22 protein-coding genes are annotated in these 23,261 nt (G+C 47.5%); 5 read left to right on the top strand and 17 right to left on the bottom strand.

From position 1 onward, the window contains the following. The 6 genes from O9X78_RS17305 to pedF all read right to left on the bottom strand — a co-directional run. Window positions 1–188: transposase (locus O9X78_RS17305; RefSeq protein WP_269620964.1), on the bottom strand; the 188-nt coding region annotated here is incomplete at its 3' end. Window positions 189–280: 92 nt separating this feature from the next. Further along, a complete protein-coding gene (locus O9X78_RS17300) occupies window positions 281–2,155 on the bottom strand; it encodes a caspase family protein (protein ID WP_269620963.1) in 1,875 nt (624 codons plus the stop codon). Next, on the bottom strand, window positions 2,152–2,757 hold the full coding sequence (locus O9X78_RS17295) for a hypothetical protein (RefSeq protein ID WP_269620962.1): 606 nt from the start codon (window positions 2,755–2,757) through the stop codon (window positions 2,152–2,154). Before O9X78_RS17295 ends, O9X78_RS17300 begins: the two co-directional genes overlap by 4 nt. A 434-nt stretch (window positions 2,758–3,191) precedes the next feature. Beyond that, window positions 3,192–4,955: a methanol/ethanol family PQQ-dependent dehydrogenase gene (locus O9X78_RS17290; RefSeq protein WP_269620961.1), complete on the bottom strand. Its 1,764-nt coding sequence runs from the start codon at window positions 4,953–4,955 to the stop codon at window positions 3,192–3,194. Between the two features lie 264 nt (window positions 4,956–5,219). Beyond that, entirely contained in the window at window positions 5,220–6,116 is an 897-nt protein-coding gene (locus O9X78_RS17285) for a substrate-binding periplasmic protein (protein WP_269620960.1), read from the bottom strand. Window positions 6,117–6,126: 10 nt separating this feature from the next. Beyond that, window positions 6,127–6,579: a cytochrome c-550 PedF gene (pedF, locus tag O9X78_RS17280; RefSeq protein ID WP_269620959.1), complete on the bottom strand. Its 453-nt coding sequence runs from the start codon at window positions 6,577–6,579 to the stop codon at window positions 6,127–6,129. Window positions 6,580–7,012: 433 nt separating this feature from the next. On the opposite strand from pedF, the gene O9X78_RS17275 reads away from it, so the two are divergent. The 5 genes from O9X78_RS17275 to O9X78_RS17255 all read left to right on the top strand — a co-directional run bounded on the left by O9X78_RS17275 (window position 7,013) and on the right by O9X78_RS17255 (window position 11,648). Next, window positions 7,013–8,281, top strand: coding sequence for an ABC transporter substrate-binding protein (locus O9X78_RS17275; protein ID WP_269620958.1), 1,269 nt, complete (start codon window positions 7,013–7,015; stop codon window positions 8,279–8,281). 7 nt (window positions 8,282–8,288) lie between these two features. Then, window positions 8,289–9,296 carry a YVTN family beta-propeller repeat protein gene (locus O9X78_RS17270; protein ID WP_269620957.1) on the top strand — a complete coding sequence of 336 codons (1,008 nt, stop codon included), beginning with the start codon at window positions 8,289–8,291 and terminating at the stop codon, window positions 9,294–9,296. A gap of 10 nt (window positions 9,297–9,306) precedes the next feature. Continuing rightward, window positions 9,307–10,041 carry an ATP-binding cassette domain-containing protein gene (locus O9X78_RS17265; protein ID WP_269620956.1) on the top strand — a complete coding sequence of 245 codons (735 nt, stop codon included), beginning with the start codon at window positions 9,307–9,309 and terminating at the stop codon, window positions 10,039–10,041. Further along, the gene (locus O9X78_RS17260; RefSeq protein ID WP_269620955.1) at window positions 10,038–10,844 is read left to right on the top strand and encodes an ABC transporter permease; all 807 of its coding nucleotides are present in this window, start codon (window positions 10,038–10,040) and stop codon (window positions 10,842–10,844) included. The genes O9X78_RS17265 and O9X78_RS17260 overlap by 4 nt, the downstream gene beginning before the upstream one ends. Window positions 10,845–10,976: 132 nt before the next feature. Continuing rightward, the gene (locus tag O9X78_RS17255; protein ID WP_269620954.1) at window positions 10,977–11,648 is read left to right on the top strand and encodes a response regulator transcription factor; all 672 of its coding nucleotides are present in this window, start codon (window positions 10,977–10,979) and stop codon (window positions 11,646–11,648) included. Window positions 11,649–11,702: 54 nt separating this feature from the next. Here the strand turns inward: O9X78_RS17255 and O9X78_RS17250 are convergent, their stop codons facing one another. The 11 genes from O9X78_RS17250 to exaC all read right to left on the bottom strand — a co-directional run bounded on the left by O9X78_RS17250 (window position 11,703) and on the right by exaC (window position 23,208). Beyond that, window positions 11,703–13,958, bottom strand: a complete 2,256-nt coding sequence (locus O9X78_RS17250) for a NahK/ErcS family hybrid sensor histidine kinase/response regulator (RefSeq protein WP_269620953.1) — start codon at window positions 13,956–13,958, stop codon at window positions 11,703–11,705. A 36-nt stretch (window positions 13,959–13,994) separates the two neighbouring features. Continuing rightward, the gene (gene nosP, locus O9X78_RS17245) at window positions 13,995–15,176 is read right to left on the bottom strand and encodes a nitric oxide-sensing protein NosP (protein ID WP_269620952.1); all 1,182 of its coding nucleotides are present in this window, start codon (window positions 15,174–15,176) and stop codon (window positions 13,995–13,997) included. 129 nt (window positions 15,177–15,305) lie between these two features. Next, the gene (locus tag O9X78_RS17240; protein ID WP_269620951.1) at window positions 15,306–16,079 is read right to left on the bottom strand and encodes an ABC transporter ATP-binding protein; all 774 of its coding nucleotides are present in this window, start codon (window positions 16,077–16,079) and stop codon (window positions 15,306–15,308) included. Then, window positions 16,034–16,774: an ABC transporter permease gene (locus tag O9X78_RS17235; RefSeq protein ID WP_269620950.1), complete on the bottom strand. Its 741-nt coding sequence runs from the start codon at window positions 16,772–16,774 to the stop codon at window positions 16,034–16,036. The genes O9X78_RS17240 and O9X78_RS17235 overlap by 46 nt, the downstream gene beginning before the upstream one ends. Window positions 16,775–16,784: 10 nt before the next feature. After that, window positions 16,785–17,894, bottom strand: a complete 1,110-nt coding sequence (locus tag O9X78_RS17230) for an ABC transporter substrate-binding protein (protein ID WP_269620949.1) — start codon at window positions 17,892–17,894, stop codon at window positions 16,785–16,787. Next, the gene (gene pqqE / locus O9X78_RS17225) at window positions 17,894–19,009 is read right to left on the bottom strand and encodes a pyrroloquinoline quinone biosynthesis protein PqqE (RefSeq protein WP_269620948.1); all 1,116 of its coding nucleotides are present in this window, start codon (window positions 19,007–19,009) and stop codon (window positions 17,894–17,896) included. Before pqqE ends, O9X78_RS17230 begins: the two co-directional genes overlap by 1 nt. Further along, window positions 19,002–19,298, bottom strand: coding sequence for a pyrroloquinoline quinone biosynthesis peptide chaperone PqqD (gene pqqD / locus O9X78_RS17220; protein ID WP_269620947.1), 297 nt, complete (start codon window positions 19,296–19,298; stop codon window positions 19,002–19,004). Before pqqD ends, pqqE begins: the two co-directional genes overlap by 8 nt. Next, on the bottom strand, window positions 19,295–20,065 hold the full coding sequence (gene pqqC / locus O9X78_RS17215; RefSeq protein WP_269620946.1) for a pyrroloquinoline-quinone synthase PqqC: 771 nt from the start codon (window positions 20,063–20,065) through the stop codon (window positions 19,295–19,297). The genes pqqD and pqqC overlap by 4 nt, the downstream gene beginning before the upstream one ends. Continuing rightward, on the bottom strand, window positions 20,062–21,090 hold the full coding sequence (pqqB, locus tag O9X78_RS17210; protein ID WP_269620945.1) for a pyrroloquinoline quinone biosynthesis protein PqqB: 1,029 nt from the start codon (window positions 21,088–21,090) through the stop codon (window positions 20,062–20,064). The genes pqqC and pqqB overlap by 4 nt, the downstream gene beginning before the upstream one ends. A gap of 55 nt (window positions 21,091–21,145) precedes the next feature. Further along, window positions 21,146–21,217 (bottom strand): pyrroloquinoline quinone precursor peptide PqqA, encoded by a 72-nt coding sequence (pqqA, locus tag O9X78_RS17205; RefSeq protein WP_103683251.1) that lies wholly within the window; start codon window positions 21,215–21,217, stop codon window positions 21,146–21,148. 470 nt (window positions 21,218–21,687) lie between these two features. Continuing rightward, window positions 21,688–23,208 carry an acetaldehyde dehydrogenase ExaC gene (exaC, locus tag O9X78_RS17200; RefSeq protein ID WP_269620944.1) on the bottom strand — a complete coding sequence of 507 codons (1,521 nt, stop codon included), beginning with the start codon at window positions 23,206–23,208 and terminating at the stop codon, window positions 21,688–21,690. Window positions 23,209–23,261 lie beyond the last annotated feature (53 nt).

Raw genomic sequence — 23,261 nt, 5'->3', positions numbered from 1 at the left:
CGTTTATCAGCCACAATCTTGCCTTCGCGAAACTCTTTTCGCCATCGTGACAGCATGAACGGATGTATGTCGAGTGTGTCCGCTACCTCTTTGACTTGAATTCCGTCAATCAAACTCAGTTGAACCGCTTTCACTTTGAATTCATCTGAATACTGCCAGGTCTTTCTTGGCTTTGTGTATTTTGGCATAGGACACCTCATCTATTAGATTTTGGTGTCCGTTAAATTGGGACAAGATCATGTTCCGAGTGCTTGCGATTGTTATGTTTTTTTATCATGGGTTAAACCATTAGAGGAATACGATCAGGTTGAACAAAAGAGCTGGCAACACTGGAATATTTCTCAATAGAGCTTAAAGAAGAAAGATCAATTTCTGAATATTTATCAAAATGTTCTTTAACAATATCGTTGAAATCTTTACACGTCCAAAAATTTGATCCACATCGAAGAACCATATTGAACCCGTTTTCTATTGTTTTTTCCCCGAACTGATCAATATTTCTGGGGATAAACAGATGAAAACTATGCCTATCCAAAACATGTAAAACTAAATTTACATCTTCACCTATGCCATAGGCATTAGACTGTAGTAATAACGAAGACCCCAGACTATCCGGATTGGATTTGTACTCTATATTCACCTTATTCTGTGTATATCTTTGAATCAGGAATTTTAATGTATCTTCAGCAGGTAGATTAAGAGCCGCAACTTGTCCTTCACAACCAATATAGTCGCGCATATAGGAGATAAGGAGGTCTTTAACTTGCTCCCCTTTGCCTAAAGCATTATATATCCCAAAGAAAGAATGTAGGTACGGCGCCTGCTCTTCAGACATCACGACAAGATGACCACTATAGTCCTTACGAACCAAATCAAGGAATGCAGAAACTTTTTCGGCTTCTCCTTCGTCAACCAATAGTAATTGCGAAAAATACCCTAAAAGCTTTGATAATCTGATGGGCAAATAGTAATAATTTGATAGCACATCAAATCCAGCGCCTTCCTTGTTTATCAAGTAATATTTATCTTCTTGAAGGTTTGCCAATGCATCATCTAGCAATCTGACGCCAAATAACTTGAATAAATCCATGAATTCTGAAAAGGCTACTCGAGCCTTCTCGTTTGACAAGTGAGGAATTAGGACGGTGGAAATAGCATTGATCAACTCAAGCTGTTTAAAATCACATTCAGGATTATATTTCTCTATGAATCTATAGCCGACGCCTTTTAGCAAGGTTACTAGATCATCAATGTTATCAACGGCTTCTCCTGCAGACCTAATCACCTCTAAAAATTCACGGACGCCTTCAGTATTTCCTAGGTCGTCATATAAAGCCCAAAGATCATCTTTATAATTCAGTAGCACCATTCCTACTCTAGACGCGGGAGGAATAAACGAAAAATCATGAGTTGAAATTGTGTCGTCTTGGCTATGATATGGGTTTTTAGAAAATATGCTTGGCCCGTAGAGATTCATCCCCCACGAAGAAGGTGTCTGATCCCTTCCTTCTTGTATAAATTTCGTCGATATTACACGTCCCAAATTCACAAGATCGAGGAATTCAACATCTGAATTAACTTTATCTCTTCCAGAAATTAGATCGATTAGACTACCTGTTAGTAGTCCTTGGCCCGCTACCTCACCAGCATATTCATCTGAAGCAGCTGCAGCCAGTATTGAAATACCAAATGAACCTTTAGCTCCCATAAGTTCGGGTTTTATCAGGGACAACAAGTCATTAACTAACCCTGCTGTGTTGCAGGCGTCAATGACTAAATTTACGTGCTTAACCCCCGAAGAGGAGACTATTCTAAAGATCTCGGTTAGCGATAGCCCAGTTAAGCTCATTCTGTCTGTTTTAGTTTCGTTTAAGCAAAGGTAGTACGTACCGTCAATCACACCTCCGTGCCCCGCGAAGAATAACGTAAAAATATCTGGGCATTCTTTATCGAATAGAGCTTCTTCGAACGCTCCTTTAACATCGCTTATTACTGGGGACTTCAGAAAATATGAACTTTCTTTTTCGTATATCGAATATTCTGAGTCAACTAAGACATCATAAACAGCTGATGCATCATTTTCAGCGCCAGATAGATTATTAAGCGTTTCACTCTGGTAGTTGTCACAACCAATAGAGATTAAATAAGCCTTCATATATCTATACCTTTGTACTTATTTAATCTCTCTTTTTCTTTTTTTAGTGCTGCCTCGGATTTATCTTGTTTTATTCTTTCTACTTCTGCACGAAACTCTTCACCCTGTGCTTCCAGTGACTGCATTAGATGTTCCGCAGTATCAGTGCCGACATGAATCTGTGGGAGTTCGACTTGGCCATTTTCGTTAACGCTAAATTCAACTTTTTTCAGCATCTCTAAAAACGCCTCAGCTTGGGAGGCGTACTCTTTTTGGTTTACGGTATTCCCAATTTTGTCACAGCTTTCGCTTATCGCCTGAAACATGCCCTGCATAGTTTGAGAGGTAAAGCCTTCAATAAAGGTATTTAGGAATTGAAAGAACTGATTAATGTCGTTTTTAATAAGGTCTTCATATCCAATGCTTAGCTCAACGCCAGTCTCTTTGAATGATGATTCTTCTGTCCCATCTTCTCTAACCGTCAGCCAGCTTCTTCCGTGTTGAAAGCTATGCATATTATCCTTAGACACATACTGAGAAATCTGCTCTCTATGCGCTCTGACAGCCATCTCAAGCAGGGCTTTTCCAAACTCTTTTGATTCAGTCTTATAAGAAAATGGCAAATGACTCTCCTGCTGTGGAAACATAACAGCTAGTTATAACGACTCAGGCCATATATCACTTTGGCCCCCTTATCAAAGCTAGGGCTTCAGCAAGAATTAAAAATATTAAAGGATTTCAATGAGATGGCGACATCACTATTAGCAAGCACCAGACAAACGAAGACTAGTTCCCTTTATCTCTGCCAAACATCCCTTTCCACTGAGCATATCGCGTTTATTATAAATATCAATAAGTTAATTAACTGGCTCCGGAGTTAATGGGAATGACGCTATTGTTCACATTGTCAAAAAGTACGGATACAAGGCATATATTGGATATTTGGCCGTCCATCTATTCAAGCCTCCTACCGGCTATTTTCACCCACAAAAAAGCCCCACTTGGCATCCAAGCGGGGCTTTAGTTTCACTACCGTCTTTTACAAACGGTGTTTGTCTTAGTTAGCTTTAGGAATTTTGAACGTCCACACGCTGCCACCTTGGTTTAGCTCTTTAGTACGTGCGGCTACTTCGCCTCCCCACAATGGTATTGCACCACCCCAGCCAGACACGATGGTGACGTATTGCTCGCCATCTTTGTCCCAGGTTATGGGTGAGCTAACAATGCCAGAGCCGGTGTTGAACTTATAAAGTACTTTGCCGGTTTTGGCGTCGAAGGCCATTAAGTAACCTTCTGGGTTACCCATAAAGACGAGGTTGCCTGCGGTAGCAAGAACACCGCCCCATAGTGGCGCTGGGTTTTGGAATTCCCACTTCACGGTACCAGAGACTGGATCAATCGCTTTTAATGAACCGATATGGTCTTCAAAAACAGGTCTGATGGTAAAACCGGCACCAAGGTAGGCTGCGCCTTTTTTGTAGTTAACAGGTTCGTTCCAAATATCCATGCCCCATTCGTTAGAAGGCACGTAGAAGTAGCCGGTGTCTTGGCTGTATGCCATTGGCATCCAGTTTTTACCACCGAGGAAGGATGGAACCGCAAAGACTGATTTACCTTTTTTGCCATCGGCGCCTGTGTCTGCTGGATTACCGGGGCGCATTGCTTCGTCGAAGATCGGTGAGCCGTCTTTGTTCAAGCCTTTTGCCCACGTCATTTTTTTAACAAAAGGAAGACCGCGAATAAACTTGCCGTTGGTGCGATCAAGCACGTAGAAGAAACCGTTACGGTCAGCGGTTGCCGCTGCTTGAATGGTTTTACCACCTTGCTTGTAGTTAAACGACACGAGCTCGTTTACGCCGTCAAAATCCCAACCGTCGTGTGGTGTCGTTTGGAAATGCCACACGATTTTGCCGGTGTCAGGGTCTATAGCAAGACGTGATGAGCTGTACAGGTTGTCACCGGGACGCAGATGAGAGTTCCACGGCGCGGGGTTACCGGTGCCGAAGAATAGCAGATCGACTTCTGGGTCGTAGGTGCCGCCTAGCCATGTTGCTGCACCGCCGGTTTTCCACATGTCGCCGGGCCAGGTCTTACCGGCTTTACCACCAGTAATGCCATTTTCTTTGCCGCGTAGGTAACCCATGTGACCTTCAACAGTGGGACGACTCCAAACCATTTCACCGGTTTTTGCGTCACGCGCTTCTACTTTACCGACAATACCGAATTCACCACCAGATACACCGGTAATCACCATGCCCTTAACGATCAAAGGCGCCGCGGTCATTGAGTAGCCAGCTTGATAATCACCAACAGTCTTCCGCCAGACTGGTTTTCCGGTTTCGATATCTAGGGCGACCAATTTTGCGTCTAGTGTGCCAAATATAACTAGGTTGCCGTACAGCGCTGCGCCACGGTTAACCACGTCACAGCAGGGCATAATGCCGTCTGGTAGACGCGCATCGTATTCCCAAAGCTCTTCACCGCTGGCGATATCTACAGCATAAATACGTGAATAAGACGCGGTAACGTACATAACACCATCTTTAATCAGCGGCTGTGATTCTTGCCCGCGCTGTTTTTCACCACCAAAGGAAAACGACCAAATAGGTGATAACGATTGGACGTTTTTGTCGTTCACTATTTTAAGTGGACTGTAACGCTGGCCCTGCGTACCTAATCCATAGCTAACAATATCACCGGTGGTTTTAGCATCATTCAAAATATCTTGATCGGTAACACCCGCGTTAAGTAGCGAACTGAAACTCATAGCTGCCACGGCGGCGGCCACAGTGACAGATCTTGCCATGCACATTATTTTCATTGTAAATCTCCTAACTAACACTTAGATTTATTTTCAAAAACCGAGTATTTTCTAATCCGTCGCATCACTCTGTACGCAAATATTTTTAAACTATTCGCGATCAAGTTAGTGCGATCTGGGTCTGAGTATGTGACGCTCTAGGTCAGCTCACAATTGATCTAGAGACGTGCACTTACTGTCCATTGGTACTGTTTTAGTAGTAAAAATAAGTATTCGGGTTTTAAGGGATAGAAACGGGTGAGCTATTAATTTCTTGAGCTTATTTTATTCAGCGGCAACGTCGTACATGGAGGGCTGTTCATAAGACACGCCATAGCTTGAAAATATTTTTTCCATATCGCCGTTTTTCACCATCGTCACGATCACACCGTCTACGGCATAACCGAGTTGGCGGTAGCTGTCTTTGATGGCAATGCCAATATCCCAGCTCTTACGCCCCAGAGACTCAAGCCCGTCATCATCGATATCTAGATTTTCAGACCTATTTGGCAAGCCCCACTCTAATTGACTGCGCATGCCCGCTACGGCACTTAGCTTTCCGGCTTTTAAATCGCTAATGGCAGCAAATACCGTTGGATAGTGATGGACGTTTTCGCGCAGCCGTCCTTGCAAGGTCCCGACCAAGAAGAAGTCTGGGAGACTATCTATTTCGACACCAATGGGCTGGTATTGAAAAATCGCAAGGTTGCGAACTTTGCGAGTTTTATTAATATCCCGAACTAATTTCCAGGATTCTTTATGATAGGGCGACGACATGACTACCATGTCATTACGGGGTAGGCCGTAGCCATCTTGAGCATAGGCGTATTCGCGGTCATAGGGTACTCGCAACATCACATCGGCCACCTTGCGGTCGACTACACTGCCCTTCCACACCGCATTGCGCAGATCATCATCGAGGTTTTCATCCGCCGTCAGCCAAAGCCAACGTGCTTCAACTCCCATGTCACTTGCGATGCGCTTGCCAATATCTACGTCGATACCCGCAGGCTTGCCATCTTTTAGAAATGAGTAGGGTGGAAAATCACGGTATACCGCAAACTCAATATACTTCGATTGAATAACATCATCGTACTTACGTGCCTGCGCCGTGTTAACAACAGTGAACACGGCCAGTAAACACAGCGTGGGCAGCAACAAGGTAGCGCGCAAAATACCCATTATTCAGATCTCATTCTTCAAGTTTTCTGGTATCTAAATATGAGCGGATCGCCCACATGGCTTCTTGACTTAAAATACCTTCAAATGGAGGCATATATACACGGCCATCGACCACCGCACCGTGGCGAATGCGGGTCATAAACCACTGATCAGATTCTTCGATGTCTATATATTCTGCTGGGTCATTTAGTTTTCTTAGGTCTGGGGTCATACCGCCGGAAATCGCTTCTAAGCCATGGCAACGTGCACAGTTCTGGTTGTATGCAGAATCACCAACTCGGATTGCTTCAGCATCTCCGCGATAAGGGTTTGTCTCGCGCCACTCTTCGCCTAACTGAGGTAAAGTCTCGGTGTTTACCGCCTGCGGTGTCACATCGCCATGCGCTAACACCAATGCAGCCTGCGCACCGAAAAATAACACTGCGCCGCTACGTAGAACGCGCCCAACCGATAAATTACGCATAATATTCCTCAACCAATCTGACATTATTTTTTTGAAGCTGATGGCACCGCGCCCAGCCAATTCGTATTCTGCTGATAGCGTATCAAACGGGTGAGTTCGGGCAATTGTGCTTTGGTGTCAGGAATGAAGCCGACAACTACACCCTAAGTAGTAGTTAGCAAAATAATAGGCGAGGAAATGGAAGCAATTTTAGGCGACGAATAATCTACTACTTTAGTCTCACATCATTACGACCTTTTGCATATATCAAAAGGCCAGCGCTCCACATAGCATGAACGGGTATATAAATAAGCAGTACGCAATGCCGAAAGTATCATCACTATAAAAATCGAGAACTAACGGATATGAATATCAACGCTGCCAGCGGCACTGATCACCGGGCGTTATCTGCGCCACCATTTTTTTTCGCCACTAGGTTTACACTTTAGGTCTCATGAACAAACACCCGTTCATTGCGACACCCTGCTTAACCCTATGGATTAAGCTTGTTTTTGCTCTAGGCTTACGTCCACGCATGTGCCTATGCTTGGGCCTAGGCTTGGGTTTAGCTCTAAGCACTCAGATTACCAACGCGGCGCCCTCAGTGCAGCGCGATGTTCCAGTGTTATTTCTTGAACACGTACAAGAGCGTCCTCCGACTTTATCAAATATTCGCAGCGCACCAGAAAGTTCGGGATTAGACGGCGCCAACGTCGCGATTGCCGACAACAATACCACCGGACGCTTTACCGGCGAACACTACCAATTAACAGCAAAACTGTTTGATGATAGTGACGGTGCGATTGCCGCCGCAAGAGTGTGGATCGACAGCGGGAATACCTTCATTGTGGCAAAACTGCCAGCAGCGACCTTGCTCACGCTAAGTCGCGACGAGCACATTGCCAAGCACGCAATTATCTTTAATGTTTCTGCCAAAGACGATGTGCTTCGCAACGAACAATGCCAGCCGAGACTGCTGCACACTATTCCAAGCCGCGCCATGCTCACCGACGGACTTGCGCAATTTTTGATGTCTAAACGCTGGAAAAAATGGTTATTACTGCGTGGTCAACGGGAGGAAGATAAATTATTTAGCGCCGCGCTAAAGCGCTCAGCAAAACGATTTGGCGCAAATATCATCGACGAGCGTGAGTGGCAATTTAATTCAGACTTACGGCGCTCAGCTCAAAACGAAATTAAACTATTCAGTCAATCAAAAGACTACGATGTAACGCTAATTGCCGATGAGATAGGCGATATTGGCGAATACATCCCCTACAACACATGGCTGCCAAGACCCGCCGCAGGAACACAAGGGTTAACCCCAACCGGATGGCATTGGAGTATTGAACAATGGGGCGCGGCCCAGCTACAAAACCGCTTCACCGATTATGCCAAGCGCGACATGAACGATGTGGACTATGCCGCATGGCTAGCGGTACGTGCTATTGGCGAGGCGATAACAAGAACGAAGTCCAACGATGACACCACGCTGTATCAGTATTTACTCAGCGACAACTTTCAGCTCAGTGCATTTAAGGGTCGCCGCCTAAACTTTAGAAAATGGAATGGCCAACTTCGCCAACCTATCCCACTGGTGCAACCCAATGCGCTTATTAGCCAGTCGCCGCAGGAAGGTTATCTGCACCCCCATTCAGAAATGGACACGCTGGGCTACGACCGCCCCGAAGTGAGCTGCGCGTTCGAGGCACCTACACTGTGAGAACATCATGACAATTAAATCCGCCATTCGCGTTATCGGCTCAAGCACACCGTTAAACTTTATCGGCGTATTTTTGGGCGCTTCTATAGGTTTCGCTACGCCCAGCCTAGCCGAACAAGTGTACGTTTCTAACGAGAAAGACAATACCTTATCGGTGATTGATCTAGATACCCTGACGGTGACAGCAACTATCGAGGTCGGTCTTAGGCCACGGGGCATTACCTTTAACAAAGACTTTAGCCAACTGTATATTTGCGCCAGCGATTCTGACAGCGTGCAAGTGCTAGATGTGAAAACTCAGAAAATCATTGCCAACCTCCCCTCCGGTGTAGACCCAGAACAATTCGCGCTGCATCCCAATAACAAAGACCTGTATATCTCTAACGAAGACAACGCGATAGTGACCGTAGTCGACACCGTGAAGCGTGAGGTTATTAGTCAAATTGATGTAGGCCTAGAACCCGAGGGTATGGCCATCAGCCCCGATGGTAAATGGGTGGTTAACACATCTGAAACCAGCAATATGCTGCATTGGATAGACAGCGACAGCCATGAGCTTATCGACAACACCTTGGTTGATCAGCGGCCACGACATGTTGAATTTAGTGATGACGGCAAAACCCTGTGGGCGTCGTCTGAAATTGGCGGCACCGTCAGCGTTATCGACGTCGCAAACAGAACCATCTCCCATGTGTACACTTTTAAAATTCCCGGCGTGTATAAGGATAAAATACAACCGGTTGGCATAACCCTAACCCACGACAACCGCTTTGCCTTTGTTGCACTCGGCCCCGCAAACCATGTTGCAGTCATTGATATTGCTCAGCAAAAAGTCATTAAGTATTTGCTCGTTGGCCGCCGAGTTTGGCACCTAGCACTTAACGGCGATGAAACTCGACTCATCAGTAGCAATGGTATTAGCGGCGACGTATCGATCATCGACGTGAAGTCCCTCACCGTACTCAAGAGTATAAAGGTGGGGCGATTTCCTTGGGGGGTCGCGGTAAAACCGTGATATCTGCCCTATGACATCTGCCGCGCTGCATATATCAAATCTCTGCTACCAATACGGTGAGCGACTCGCACTCGATAAACTCAATGTCGATATTGCAGAGGGCGAATTCTTTGGCCTACTCGGCCCCAACGGCGCGGGTAAAACCACACTGATGTCATTGCTTACACGGCTGCTAAAACCCGCGAGCGGCGAGATCAACGTCTTCAATTATTCGCTCAACACACACGGCAACCAAGCCATGCGCCAGATTGGCGTGGTGTTTCAGCAAAGCACACTCGACCTTGATTTAAGCGTCTCACAAAATCTTGAATACCACGGCGCACTGCACGGGCTTTCCCCAAAAGAAGTAAGTGCTCGCATACAGCAGGAGCTGGCGCGGTTTGAGCTTGGCGACCGGCAACACGACCGTGTGCGAGATTTAAACGGCGGCCACCGACGCCGCGTGGAACTAGCACGCGCCCTACTTCATCGTCCCAAACTACTCTTACTCGACGAGGCCTCCTCTGGACTCGACATAGACAGTCGAGCGAATTTAAATGCACATGTGAGAACGCTCTGTAAAACCGAGGGAATTGCTGCACTGTGGACAACGCACCTCATAGAAGAACTGCACGACCAAGACAATATACTCATACTGAATAAGGGCAAATGCCTTGCCCAAGGTGAAGCGAAAACGCTGCAAGAGCAGCACAAGGCCAAGGATTTACCGGCATTATTTTCGCAATTAACAAGGTCAGTGGTATGACTATTTCAGCGTACTACTACTGCTTTGTGGGCATTCTAAAAAGAGAGATGACTCGCTTTCTGCAACAGCGATCGCGATTTTTTTCCTCATTAGTTCGACCGCTGCTATGGCTTGCGGTATTTGCTGCAGGTTTTCGCTCCGCCCTTGGCATTGCCATCATTCCCCCCTACGAAACCTATATCAGCTACGAGGTGTATATTGCGCCGGGGCTAATCGGCATTATTTTGCTGTTTAACGGCATGCAAAGCTCGCTGTCGATGGTCTACGACCGTGAGGTGGGAAGCATGCGTGTACTGCTTACCAGCCCAATTCCCCGCGCCTATCTGCTGATCTGCAAATTACTTGCGACATCGCTAGTATCACTATTTCAGGTATATGCCTTTATCGCGATTGCGCGCCTTTTCGACATCACCCCGCCGCTTATGGGCTACGTCTACTTATTACCCGCGGCTCTACTCCCCGCACTCATGTTAAGTGCCTTGGGTTTATTTTTATCGTCGGTCATCCGTCAGTTAGAAAACTTTGCCGGCGTAATGAACTTCATCGTGTTTCCCATGTTCTTTCTTTCCTCGGCACTGTATCCGCTGTGGAAAATGCGAGAATCCAATGAAATTATTTATCAGATCTGCGCCCTGAATCCCTTCACCCACGGCATCGAACTTATTCGCTTCGCCCTTTACGGCCAATTCAACTTGCAGGCGTTTAGCGTGTGTATCGCAACTACATTGGTATTTCTCGCCTTAGCCATTTTTGGCTACGATCCCAAACACGGTCTACTAAAAAGAAAAGCAGGGGGTGATTAATTCTATGGCGACTCAGCAGATATGGCATTGCCGCACATTAAGCATCAACAAGCGGTTCGCATTGCGTTATATTAGAACTACGTGCGCCAACATAACGATAAATGTTCTATCTCAGCACGAGGTATCAAGATCATGATTCATATTATTATTGCCGACGACCACCCCCTATTCCGCGAGGCGATTAGAAACGCTACTCAGCAGCGCTTTACCGAAGCCTTAATTGCCGAGACTGCGTCGCTAGATGAAACCCTAGAATACATAGAACAACACGCCGACGTAGACCTAGTACTACTCGATTTGAATATGCCGGGAATGGATGGTTTAAATGGAATTGTGAATCTACGCAGTACCTATCCCGACGTCCCGGTTGTCGTGCTGTCGGCAGAAGAAGATAAAAACGTGGTACTGCAATCCATGACCTACGGCGCGGTGGGCTTTATCACTAAATCCATGCCCCGCGAAAAGATCATCGCCGCCATTGAACAAATACTCGATGGCCAAGCATTTCTTCCGCCCGACATTATTCGTCGCAGCGGTGACAGCAGCCACACCCGCAGAAAAGACAATACTGGCATACCAGCAGAAATCATTTCATCACTCACCCGCCGTCAATTACTGGTGTTTGAGCGAATGGCAAAGGGCGAGTCAAATAAACAGATCGGCTATGAATTAAGCATTGCAGAAACCACAGTGAAAGCTCACGTGTCTGCGATATTAAGAAAACTAAAGGTTCAAAATCGGATGAAGGCCGTGCTTTGCGCATCGGCCATAGACTTTGATCACTACTTGCATCGCTCGCACTGAGCAAAGGAATTTTGCATTTAACTCAGGGATTCATCGAATACGGCGCTAAAATATTCAAGATAAAAGATAAACCAATACCGATTTAAGCTTTAAGGGTTTGATCGGTTTATTCAGCAGATGAAAGCCCAGCTCTTTAACTTGCTGACGCAGCTCGTTACTGTAGTTAGCGGTGATCAATACCGTGGGTACTGACTTAGCCAATTTCTCTCTTACAATCACTTCTGCCTCTAGCCCAGTCGCGTCATCATCGAGGTGGTAGTCTAATACCAGAACATCCGGCGGCGGATTTAATAGTTCTGGCTTCCTGCGTAGATCGTCTAAGGTCTGCGCGGTGACAACGTCGCAGCCCCAATTGGCCAAGACATGGGTCATACCCTCGCAGATAGACCAATCATTATCGACCACCAGTACTCGCTTGCCTGACAGGGGATCTTGCTGAGGTTCTATACGCGTTTCTTCTTCAATGAAGGTGTACTCCGCCTCACCAGCGTAGGGAACACAGACAGAAAACACCGAGCCCTTACCGAGCACTGACTGCAGTTTAATTTCATGGTTGAGTACAGTTGATAGCTTGTCAACAATCGCCAAGCCCAAACCAAGGCCCTTGTCTTCACGTTGCTTTTTAGCATTGACGCGCTTGAACTCCAGGAATATTTCCTGAAGCTGATCACTGGGTACACCCACGCCAGTATCCCACACTTGAATTTCTAGATAATCAGCTCTACGTCGACAGCCAAGGAGTATTCGTCCACTGTGGGTGTATCGAATTGCGTTACTCAAGAAGTTACGAAGAATGCGCGCCAGCAACTGACTATCAGAGTACACCGGAATATTACAGGGCACAAAACTAAATTCTAATCCCTCTCTTTCTGCCTGCTTTTGAAATTCATTCGCTAAATTTCGCATTAATTCATTTACAGGAAAATAATCTAAAATTGGTTCAACTATACCTGCTTCTAATTTGGATATATCGACCAGTGTACCGAGCAAGGACTCCACATCGCTGAGCGAATAACTCAGCGATTTCACTAGTTTTATTACGCCCTCGGGCAAATCATAATCTAATAACGCAGTAGCAAATAATCGAGCCGCATTTAGCGGCTGCAAAAGATCATGGCTAGCGGCGGTCATGAACTTGGTTTTAGAAACATTTGCCTCTTCTGCCTCGCCCTTTGCTTCCAGCAAGGACTGTTCAACCACGGCACGCTCCTCGATCTCAATACGCAACTGGTGATTTAAGGCAGACAACTCAACTGTACGCTCATGAACACGCTGCTCCATATGCTTATACGCATTCTTGAGTGCCTCTGCGGTGCGGCGCTGTTCTGTTACGTCTTGGTAGGTATTTACATTACCACCGCCTGGAATGAGATGGCTTTTAATAGCGATAACACGGCCATCATCGAGTAGTTGTTCGGCTTCGAAGAGTGCACGTTGACCACGATGAATACTGGAGTCGGGCGAATAACTGAAACTTCGCAATGGCGAATCGTAAAACAAGGCATCAAAGTCTGCGCCGCGATTTACCTTGGCGGGCTCCAAATTAACTAGATTTGCAAAGCGGTCATTCCAGGCCTCTACTCTGCGCTCGCCGTTCACCAAAACAACGCCTAGAGGTAAGTTGGCAATCAGTGATTGCAAAATTCGGTTCTGCTCGGCCAGTACTTTTTCTTGGCGCGCGAATTCACTTTCTTTTACTTGAGTTATATCGCTGTAAACAACCACCAAGCCATCATCGGCGGTCGGTCTTTCTGATACTTGCAACCAACGACCATCCGCAAGCCTGATCACTGAATCACGAAAAACATCACTTCGTTGTACGAGCTTTTCGAAGGGTTTTCCTTCCGGATCATAAATGCCGTATTCCAGCGCCATTGGGGTTAGTTCTTTAAAGCTGGTAACACCCACTTCAATTTTAGCTTCAGTGTTTCGCCAAAATTCATAGAAATGGCTATTCGCTAAAACAAGTTTACGGTTCTTATCAAAGAGGACAATCGCGTCAGAAATACTTTCTATGGTGTCTAATAAACGCTGTTGAGAATGGGCCGACTCTAAACGGGTTTCCGACAGACTTTGATTGGCTTCTTCGAGCTTATAGAGCGTTCTTCGAAGCTTTATGGTGCGATCTTTAACCTTGTCGGCAAGCAGCGCCGCATTTTGAAACGAGCGGTAGGCGTCACCGTAATTAGCCCAACCTTGCTCAACTCGTTCGATAAGAACTTGATTGGTTTTTTTTAATTTTTCATTCTCGTAGCGCAAGGCTTCAATTACGCTTTCCACGCCGTCACTTTGCACTGCATTACGTTCCATTCTTGCATACCCATTTACTAATAAATTGACGCCGCCCTAGACTGAAAATTCCGTGGCCTCACCAATAACCACACCAGTAAAGGTGTGATTTACATGCATGGCATCGCAGTGTTCCCCATAGGTGTTAAAACCCACCACTTTATAACGCTGGTACAACATCGACAGTTCTGGATAGATACCTTTACCCTCTGCTTCAATTCTGCGGTGAATACAATCGTAGCCAATCACCAATTGTGGTTCGCCAATTTCGGCGACTACCGCGTCCATACGCTGTTCAAATTCGGCAACCAATCCACCATCGCGCATTTTGGTTAACACAATGCCGGTATCAATCGCACAGAAGAAGGTAAGACTAAGATCGTCGTTCACCTGCTGAATAGAGCGGGCAAAGTAATTGTCACCGACCTGCACCGCCAATGGGTGTAAGGCATATGTCGTAGAACTTAGCTCATCAAGCGAAATACCCATCACTCGACAATATTCCAACGCGGCCGGCTCGGCATTTAATTCGTGAACAATACGCTTGGCTGCATCAGCTTTTGTCACCACCAGTTTATCGCCAGCAGCGACCAGATGGTGCCCGCTCAATACCGTAAAAGGACAGGTGGTATTTACCAATATAATGGCTGCTGCATTACTAAAAAACTGCTTGTCGTAGTAAACGTGGGTATCTCGAAAGTGCAAATTATCTCCCGCAGAACCACCCACCAAGGGAATACCGGATAGTGCTTCGTTTAAAGCACTAAGCACCAACTCTTCGCGAATCGACATTCCATCGAGCAGCGACAGAGCAAAGCTGTTATATGCCAATGGCTCGATCGCTCTGCGCTCTAAGCGCGCCATCATATCTTTCACCGTGTCGTAAGCGCCGCGCTCAGAAAAGGTAGACAGATTTTCTAGTAGTGTGGTTTCTACCACAAAGTGGTCAGCAGACAGACAAAACCCGGTAATCGAGCCGGGGGATAAGCCCATAGGTGAAATTTCACCGGCGGTGGTGCAGCCCAGTACGGGTGTATCACCAAATAGCTCTGCCAAGGTGTCGCCTAGCTCTTCTCTGTCATAATCGACACAGCAGAAAAACACTACACAGGCAGGTCGTGCCATCATAAGCGATTGATATAGTTCTTTGGCGGCCTCTGCTGCAACTGGATTGTCTGAGCCACCATAGGCCACCGCCGGACCGTATGTACTTAGCTCCCGCCTCTCTGCCCTATTCATTGTGTTACCCTCGATGCGTATTTATTTTTATAGCTTTTTTATAGTAAGAACTGACTTGGCATTCGCCAATAGTCATTTTTCAAATAAACATTCTGTCCAGCCCACTACGTTTCATTTGCACAGGATCAACTACGCAAGCCGACCGCTCAACAAGCCCGCTCGCTTGCAAATGCCGTGTTTAACGGCGTCAACATCCTGCGTCCGCCGTGGTCGCGGCAAATCAATTATCTCTTCCCTGATAATGCTTGTCGGCGACGTCGATAAAAACAGAATTCTATCTGCCAGTACCACAGCTTCTTCTAACTGATGGGTGACATAAATCACGGTACATTTGCGCGCCCGCCACACCCTAAGCAGTAACTCACGCAAGGCCATTGCTGCAGGCTGATCTAATGACACCAAAGGTTCATCAAGCAATAGAATATCTGGATCGGCCATTAGCGTCCTAGCCAGCGCAACTCTGCGCTGCATGCCGCCAGAAAGTTGACCGGGATATTGCTCGGGCGAACCGGTAATTCCCACGGTTTCCAGCAATTCCGCTGCGCGATTAATAGCCAGTGTACTCTTTGGTGAATCTGACACCAAGCAGACATTTTCCTGCAGATTGAGCCACGGCATCAAGCGCGGCTCTTGGAACATAATACTGAGGTTTGATGAGCGGGTTTCCAAGGTATTAAAGCGAATATGCCCTTCAAATTTTGTGTCAATACCGGCAATAAGATTCAACAAGGTGCTTTTACCTGCCCCAGACGGGCCAACAATAGCTAAAAACTCGCCGTCCTTCACCTCAAAGTCGAGGTTTTGGATGATCGACGGCGCACCCTTGTGATAGGTCTTGTTGGTCACATGCACATCCATCATTGGCGCCACCTCATTACCGATATTTCCCAGCGCCGAATGCATCCCGCCTCCAGTAAAATAACAATGCCAACAAAGGCGAAGGTATAGGCCAGAATGCCGGGGATGTCGAAATATTGAAAATAGATACCGAGCTGGAATCCTACGCCATCGCTGCAGCCGAGAAGCTCGGCAACTAATACGATCTTCCAAACCAAGGCCAAGCCTGCCCGCGTTGCAGCGAGTAAGTATGGATACAACTGGGGCAGATACACATCGACAAGGGTTCGCCAGCGGGAAATATGAAAGGCTTTCGCGACTGCCATCAGTTTAAAGTCTATCGACTTGCCACCCTCGCGCATGGTGACAACAATGACCGGTATTTTATTAATAACCACCGCCATCACTGTTGCTAATTCGTTTAGCCCCAGCCATAAAAAGCAAAGAATAATAACAACGAGGGCAGGTATATTCATAAACACGGTAACAATGCCGTCGAGCAATAGATCTGCCCGACGGCAATACGCCATCCATAAGCCGAGGGGAACACCGAGCAACATAGCTAAGATAAAACTAAAACCCACCCGCTTCGTCGTAGCAAATAAATTCGCTAGTAGATCCCCGTGCGCCGCTTCCTGCCACACGCGCAGCGCAACCTCGACCGGACTCGGCAACATATCTGGCTGCCAAATCACGACGATGGCCTGCCAGCAAGCTAGCAGACCGATAAAGGATAGTAGACGCCACTTAGCAGCAGACAATTACGTCACCTTAAGACTCCTGGTGCCGTAGGTACTGCCACCAGAACATCCCTTCATCGAACTTATTATTGTTGTCACGTGTATTGGGCTCTGAATTTTTTAGCCGTATCATCGCCGGCGTATCTGACTCCGCAGCAACGCCCGGATGAATTGACGGATACAAAATGTCGTAGATTTTGCGTATCGCTAGCGCGTCTTCTTTTGTTAGCGGTTCTGGAATACCAGATCGATAGGCATGTTTTAATTCCGCAAATATATTGTCGTTTTCAGCTTTTAGTAGCGGCCGAATGGCATCCCACTCCAACTCGGAATTAGCCAGCAGCGCTTTCGCGTCAAAGGACGCGGAGAAAAAGGCGTTCATCAGCTTGGGACGATTCTCTGCTCGATGTCGATCAAAGACCCACCCGAGCATCGGTACTTTTTGCTCAATACCTAACGCAGCGAGTATGTCCTCGGTGCTCACCAAATTGCGCATACCCTCGCCGAGTAAACGGGCGTTGTAGTGCCAGTAGTTCACAACCGCATCAAGCTGACCATTTAGTAGCAGATGATTTAATAAGGGGGGCGCGCCATACTTCACGTCATTGATCTCTGCCAAATCAACACCGAGTTTTTCAGCAGAGTAAGCGCGAAATAGGAGCCAGCCCTTGTCCACCGGCCCACCCGAAACGCCAATACGCTTGCCACGCAGATCCGACAAGGAACGTATTCCTGAGTCAGGCGATACCACCATGCCGCCAATTTGGCTTGAGTACGGCGAGTAGCCATATTCCCGCTGGGTGTTTTTTTGTTTATTGACCCACACCCAGTCGTTCACAATCACATCAACCCGATCACCCTGTAGTGCGACCACCGTGGCATGTGGCGAGCCTAGCTCAAGTACCTCCAATTCAAAGCCGTGCTTACGATCTAGGCCATGACGCTTGATAACCTCAAGCTCCCAGTTAACCGTGCCGTATTTCAGCACGCCAACTCTCAGAACCTCAGTGGCATTAACGTTGGAGCAAACCGCTAGGGCAGAAATAACAAAAAACAAAGGTGCGAGAAATACACGCTTAAAGTAGGCGTTAACCCCATTCATTGAATAAGGTGCGGCAAGAAATCCCAGAAACCATCTCATCAGCGCTTCGCCATTTGATGTGAGTTCTTGGTATTCCGAAATAGCAGCGGCTGTACCTCAGCATCTCGATATTGCGCCTGCGCGACCGCAGTCTGAATAACGTGGTGGTGCGGCGACTTATCACAGACAGGATCGGCATTCTCTGCGCTCCCAGTGAGCAGATAGGCCTGACAGCGACAACCTCCAAAGTCCTGCTCCTTCTCTGGGCAGCTGCGGCAGGGTTCTATCATCCAATCGTCACCGCGATAACGGTTAAAGCCATCGGAGCCGTACCAGATGTCTTTTAAAGGGGTCGTTTTTACATTGGGAAATGCGATAGGTAAGTCTCTGGCACTGTGGCAAGGCAGCGCTAAACCATCTGGGGCGACGGTAAGAAAGACCGAGCCCCAACCGTTCATGCAGCCCTTGGGCCGGGTTTCATAATAATCTGGCACCACAAAAATGAGCTGCATTTTTTGATCATGCTGTTTTCGATAACGCTGGGTGACTTCTTCCGCGTGACGAAGCTGCTCTGCCGACGGCATCAAGTTGTCACGGTTATGCAAACCCCAACCGTAATATTGCACATTGGCCAGCTCGACATAGTCGGCGCCAAGCTTCAAACAGAGGTCGAGTATCGATTCGATATGGTCAATATTGTGTCTGTGTAAAACAAAGTTGATGACCATCGGGTAGCCAAATTCTTTTACGACTTGGGCCATCTCTAATTTTTTATCGAAGGCTTTATGACTTCCCGCTATATAGTCGTTAAGTTCTTTTTCGCTGTCTTGAAAGCTGAGCTGAATATGGTCTAATCCCGCCGCTTTTAACGCACCAACGCGCTCGTAACTCAAGCCCATGCCAGAGGTAATGAGATTGCTGTAGTAGCCCAATCCGCGAGCTTCCGCCGCCAAGACTTCCAGGTCTTGACGCAACAGCGGTTCGCCACCAGAAAACCCGAGTTGTGCAGCGCCAAGTTCGCGGCCCTGACGCAATACGTGAAGCCATTCGTCGGTATTTAACTCGTCTTTAATCTGCGCAAACTCAAGCGGGTTAGAACAGTAAGGACACTGCAGGGGACAGCGATAAGTTAATTCCGCTAATAACCACAGTGGCGGCCCAATTCGGCTAGACAAAATGAGTCCAGCCCTTTGCTTTTGCCGCCGAGAAAAAATCGTTTACATCGGCGGAGATACCCTCTGCATCGGGATATTTTTTCTCCAGGAAATCACTTATGTCTGATACCGATTTTTTGCCATCGCAGGCACTGAGTATTTCACCTGCACTCGCGTTTAGCTTTACCATGCCCTCTGGGTACAGCAGCACAAAGCTGTCTTGCACTGGCTCCCACTGCAGACGAAAGTGCTTATTCAAGACCGGCACGATGCCCTGCTCGATAGTAGATATTGCCTCTAACTGCGTCATAGGCTACTCCATAGAACTTGCTCATTCTGTATATGATGGTAGGGGGGACGGTCGTAGACATAGGCCATGCTGATGGCATCTAACAAACACCATAAAATATCTAATTTAAATTGCAGAATATTCAGGGCATGGCGCTGCTGCTCAGCACTGCGAAAATAATCCAAGGTGACGCTTAGACCATGATCAACATCTCGACGGGCTTCGCTTAAACGTTTACGAAAATAGCCAAGGGCCTCGATATCAATCCAGGGGTAGTGCGTTGGCCAAGTATCTAAGCGGCGCTGATGAATTTCTGGGGCGAACATTTCGGTCAGCGATGAACACGCCGCTTCTTGCCAGCTGGCGCGGCGGGCAAAATTAACATAGGCATCCACTGCAAATCGAACACCGGGGAGCACGTAGCGGTGGGATTGCAAATCGTCTCGGCTTAAACCACAGGCTTCGCCTAAATACAGCCAAGCCTCTATACCACCTAGATCATCACCACGGCCATCGTGATCAATTATTCGCTGCACCCACGCACGGCGCGTTGCCTGATCAGTGCAATTAGCCAGTACCGCCGCATCTTTAATGGGAATATTACTTTGGTAGTAAAAGCGATTCGCCACCCAGGCGCGTATCTGGGTCTTGCTACATTGACCTTGATGCATGGCCACATGAAAGGGGTGGTGAATGTGGTATAGGCGTCCCTTGTCGCGCAGGCGCTGTTCAAATTCAGATACCGACAGCGCCTCTGTAAAGGGTGCCTCCCTCAGCGCAATGGTCACTGCCCTGCCCTCTGGCTTCCGACGCTCTGCTTTCCTAAGCTATGGCTTCCGAGCGTAGGCGACGCGTCTGGCGCCAATGTATTCACCTTACTAAGAAGGCTGTCATTGGTATCAAGGTCTATTTCTAAACCGTCAAACGCAACCTCAATACCCTCGTTAGCCAATATCGCGCGTTCAGGGGAATTTTCATCAAGTATCGGGTTGGTGTTATTAATATGAATCAGTATTTTTCGCTGCTCTGGAAAACAGCGCAGCATTTCAATCATGCCGCCGTGACCAGACTGCGGTAGATGCCCCATCTCTTTAGCGAGCTTGGTGCCAACACCAGCGAAGATCATTTCATCTTCGCGCCAAAATGTACCGTCTACTAGCAAGCAGTCGGCGCTAATCATGTAATCAATAACAGACTCGTCAAGGCCGCCCAAACCCGGCGCATAAAAAATGCTTTTTCCACTACGGGTATCTTGTATGTATAGCGCGACATTATCGCCGGGATGCGGATCATGCCTGTGCGGAGAGTACGGTGGTGCTTTGCCACAAATTGGCACGGCGGTAATTTGTAAGCCCTCAAATCCGACGGGGGTCACGGCACTGCCGTCGATGGCTAGTTCGCAGTAGTTAATACCGCCGTTCCAACTCTCCAACATGGGAAAGATGGGAAACCCGCTACTTAGATCTTGATGCACCATACGACTGGCATACACATCAAAGGGACAGCCCTCGCGCAACATCAACAAGCCGCTGCTATGGTCGATTTGACTGTCAACCAACACCACTGCGCCAATACCGGTGTCTCGCAAGCCGCGTTTGGGCTGCAGCGCCGTACTGGCTTCTAGCTGCGCCCTGATATCGGGCGAGGCATTAATTAATAGCCAACGATCGCCATCGATACTGACAGCGATCGACGACTGGGTCCGTGGAATAGCGTGTATTTTGCCATTGCGAACGCCGTAACAATTCTGGCAATTGCAGTTCCATTGTGGAAATCCGCCGCCTGCGGCAGAACCTAATACATGAACTCTCATTGCGATCTACTTCTCTGACGCGGCCACCCAAACACCGTTTAGGCAGCCAGCAAATTTAACGGTTTGCGAAATACATAGTGACTTCAAAACCTAACCTGAGATCTTGATATGCTGGTTTTATCCACATAAGGCTTACCTCTCTTATTTAACGAATTATTGAGTTTGTAGTGCCAAACAGCAGATAAAGATCAAACTGCCCCTGCCACACTTCAATACTAAGCAGAGCCCTTCAAGGCTAATACTGTACTTTAGACCTATAGCGTGCCCCCCTTTGGTGTTAAGACATTGGCCAGTGCAAGACAGAGAAATGGCTAACAAACGGCGATAAACAGATCTTCTTTAGCAGACGTAAATACCAAAAATACGTAGCTAAAAAAAAGCCGCAACTCGACGTTGCGGCAAACATAAGGTCCCAAAACTGTGTGGTACTACCACTGACAGAAGTAGTACCGGCCCCACTATACTCAGCAAATTTAAGCTACAGCCTTCACTCCGTCAGCTTAATTAGCGCAAGTATAAAACCGCTGTGCATTGCGACGGGGACGGCGTAATACACAAGCGATTCAGGTCATTAAACCGCGCAGCGCGGCCCGAGACTCAGAAGAATCCCAGCGGGCTAGTGCTATAACTCACCAGCAAGTTTTTAGTTTGTTGGTAGTGATCAAGCATCATCTTGTGGTTTTCACGACCAATACCAGACTTCTTGTAGCCACCGAAGGCCGAGTGAGCTGGATAGGAGTGGTAGCAATTCGTCCACACCCGACCCGCTTGAATATTGCGACCCATGCGATAGGCGCGATTCATATCCCGCGTCCACACACCGGCACCCAAGCCGTACTCGGTATCGTTGGCAATACTGAGCGCCTCAGCTTCGTCTTTAAAGCTGGTGACACCCAGTGTTGGCCCAAAAATCTCTTCTTGGAAAACGCGCATTTTATTGTGCCCGCGCATCAGAGTAGGCTGCATATAATAGCCACCAGACAAATTGCCTTCTAAGACATTACGGTGACCACCAATCAGCATTTCAACGCCTTCGGCGCGGCCAATGTCCATATAGCTAAGGATTTTCTCAAGCTGCTGCAATGACGCCTGCGCACCAACCATGGTGTCGGTATCCAGCGGGTTACCCTGCTTAACCTCATGAGCGCGAACCATGACACGCTCCATAAAGTCTTCGTAAATACTTTCTTGTACCAATACCCGTGACGGGCAAGTACACACTTCACCCTGGTTGAAGAAGCCCAGCAAGGTGCCTTCAACACATTTGCTGATATAGTCTTCTTCGTAGTTCAACACGTCTTCGAAAATAATATTGGGAGACTTACCGCCCAGTTCAACCGTCGATGGAATCATACTGTCCGCCGCGTATTTTAGAATCTGCGCGCCAACTGCGGTTGATCCTGTAAACGCGATCTTGGCAATGCGAGGGCTAGTGGCTAAAGCCGCGCCTACGTCCTTACCAAAGCCATTGACGATATTAATCGTACCCGGTGGCACTAGGTCTGCGATTACTTCCATTAACACCAAAATACTAGCCGGTGTTTGCTCTGCTGGTTTCATCACCACGCAGTTACCTGCAGCCAATGCTGGAGCTAATTTCCACGCGGCCATTAGCAGCGGGAAGTTCCAGGGGATAATCTGACCGACTACACCCAGCGGCTCATGAAAATGATAAGTCGCAGTGTGCTCGTCTAACTCAGCGGCCGTGCCTTCTTGCGAGCGGATGCAGCCCGCAAAATAGCGAAAATGGTCAACAACCAAAGGTATATCCGCGTTCAATGTTTCGCGTACACCTTTGCCATTTTCCCAGCTCTCTGCCACGGCGAGCATTTCTAAATTGCTCTCAATACGGTCGGCAATCTTTAGCAGTACATTTGAACGCTCTGTTGCAGAGGTCTTACCCCATGCATCTTTCGCTCTGTGCGCCGCATCTAAAGCTAGCTCAATATCAGCGGGTGACGACTGGGGTATTTCGCAAAACGGCATACCCGTCACTGGGGTTAGGTTTGTGAAGTATTTTCCTTCGACGGGGGCGACCCATTCACCACCGATGTAATTTTCATACCGTGGCTTAAATGTAACAACAGAGCCGGCTTCACCTGGTTGTGCGTATATCATTTTTCCAACCTCGCTTTATTCATTATGTATGTTCAATAGTAAACTCAGCCCGA

Origin of the sequence: Zhongshania aquatica (assembly GCF_027257955.1) — a bacterium.
GTDB classification, from domain to species: Bacteria; Pseudomonadota; Gammaproteobacteria; order Pseudomonadales; family Spongiibacteraceae; genus Spongiibacter; species Spongiibacter aquatica.
Note: the sequence above shows the minus strand (reverse complement) of the source record. Positions and strands in the feature narration are given on the sequence as shown.

Coding starts and splice junctions, on each gene's coding strand:
- O9X78_RS17230 (WP_269620949.1), bottom strand. CDS start 17,894: ATGAGATGGTTTCTGGGATTTCTTGCCGCACCTTATTCAATGAATGGG.
- pqqB (WP_269620945.1), bottom strand. CDS start 21,090: ATGAGAGTTCATGTATTAGGTTCTGCCGCAGGCGGCGGATTTCCACAA.
- O9X78_RS17240 (WP_269620951.1), bottom strand. CDS start 16,079: ATGCATTCGGCGCTGGGAAATATCGGTAATGAGGTGGCGCCAATGATG.
- O9X78_RS17275 (WP_269620958.1), top strand. CDS start 7,013: ATGAACAAACACCCGTTCATTGCGACACCCTGCTTAACCCTATGGATT.
- O9X78_RS17290 (WP_269620961.1), bottom strand. CDS start 4,955: ATGAAAATAATGTGCATGGCAAGATCTGTCACTGTGGCCGCCGCCGTG.
- O9X78_RS17260 (WP_269620955.1), top strand. CDS start 10,038: ATGACTATTTCAGCGTACTACTACTGCTTTGTGGGCATTCTAAAAAGA.
- O9X78_RS17250 (WP_269620953.1), bottom strand. CDS start 13,958: ATGGAACGTAATGCAGTGCAAAGTGACGGCGTGGAAAGCGTAATTGAA.
- nosP (WP_269620952.1), bottom strand. CDS start 15,176: ATGAATAGGGCAGAGAGGCGGGAGCTAAGTACATACGGTCCGGCGGTG.
- O9X78_RS17265 (WP_269620956.1), top strand. CDS start 9,307: ATGACATCTGCCGCGCTGCATATATCAAATCTCTGCTACCAATACGGT.
- exaC (WP_269620944.1), bottom strand. CDS start 23,208: ATGATATACGCACAACCAGGTGAAGCCGGCTCTGTTGTTACATTTAAG.
- O9X78_RS17270 (WP_269620957.1), top strand. CDS start 8,289: ATGACAATTAAATCCGCCATTCGCGTTATCGGCTCAAGCACACCGTTA.
- O9X78_RS17300 (WP_269620963.1), bottom strand. CDS start 2,155: ATGAAGGCTTATTTAATCTCTATTGGTTGTGACAACTACCAGAGTGAA.
- O9X78_RS17255 (WP_269620954.1), top strand. CDS start 10,977: ATGATTCATATTATTATTGCCGACGACCACCCCCTATTCCGCGAGGCG.
- pedF (WP_269620959.1), bottom strand. CDS start 6,579: ATGCGTAATTTATCGGTTGGGCGCGTTCTACGTAGCGGCGCAGTGTTA.
- pqqD (WP_269620947.1), bottom strand. CDS start 19,298: ATGACGCAGTTAGAGGCAATATCTACTATCGAGCAGGGCATCGTGCCG.
- O9X78_RS17285 (WP_269620960.1), bottom strand. CDS start 6,116: ATGGGTATTTTGCGCGCTACCTTGTTGCTGCCCACGCTGTGTTTACTG.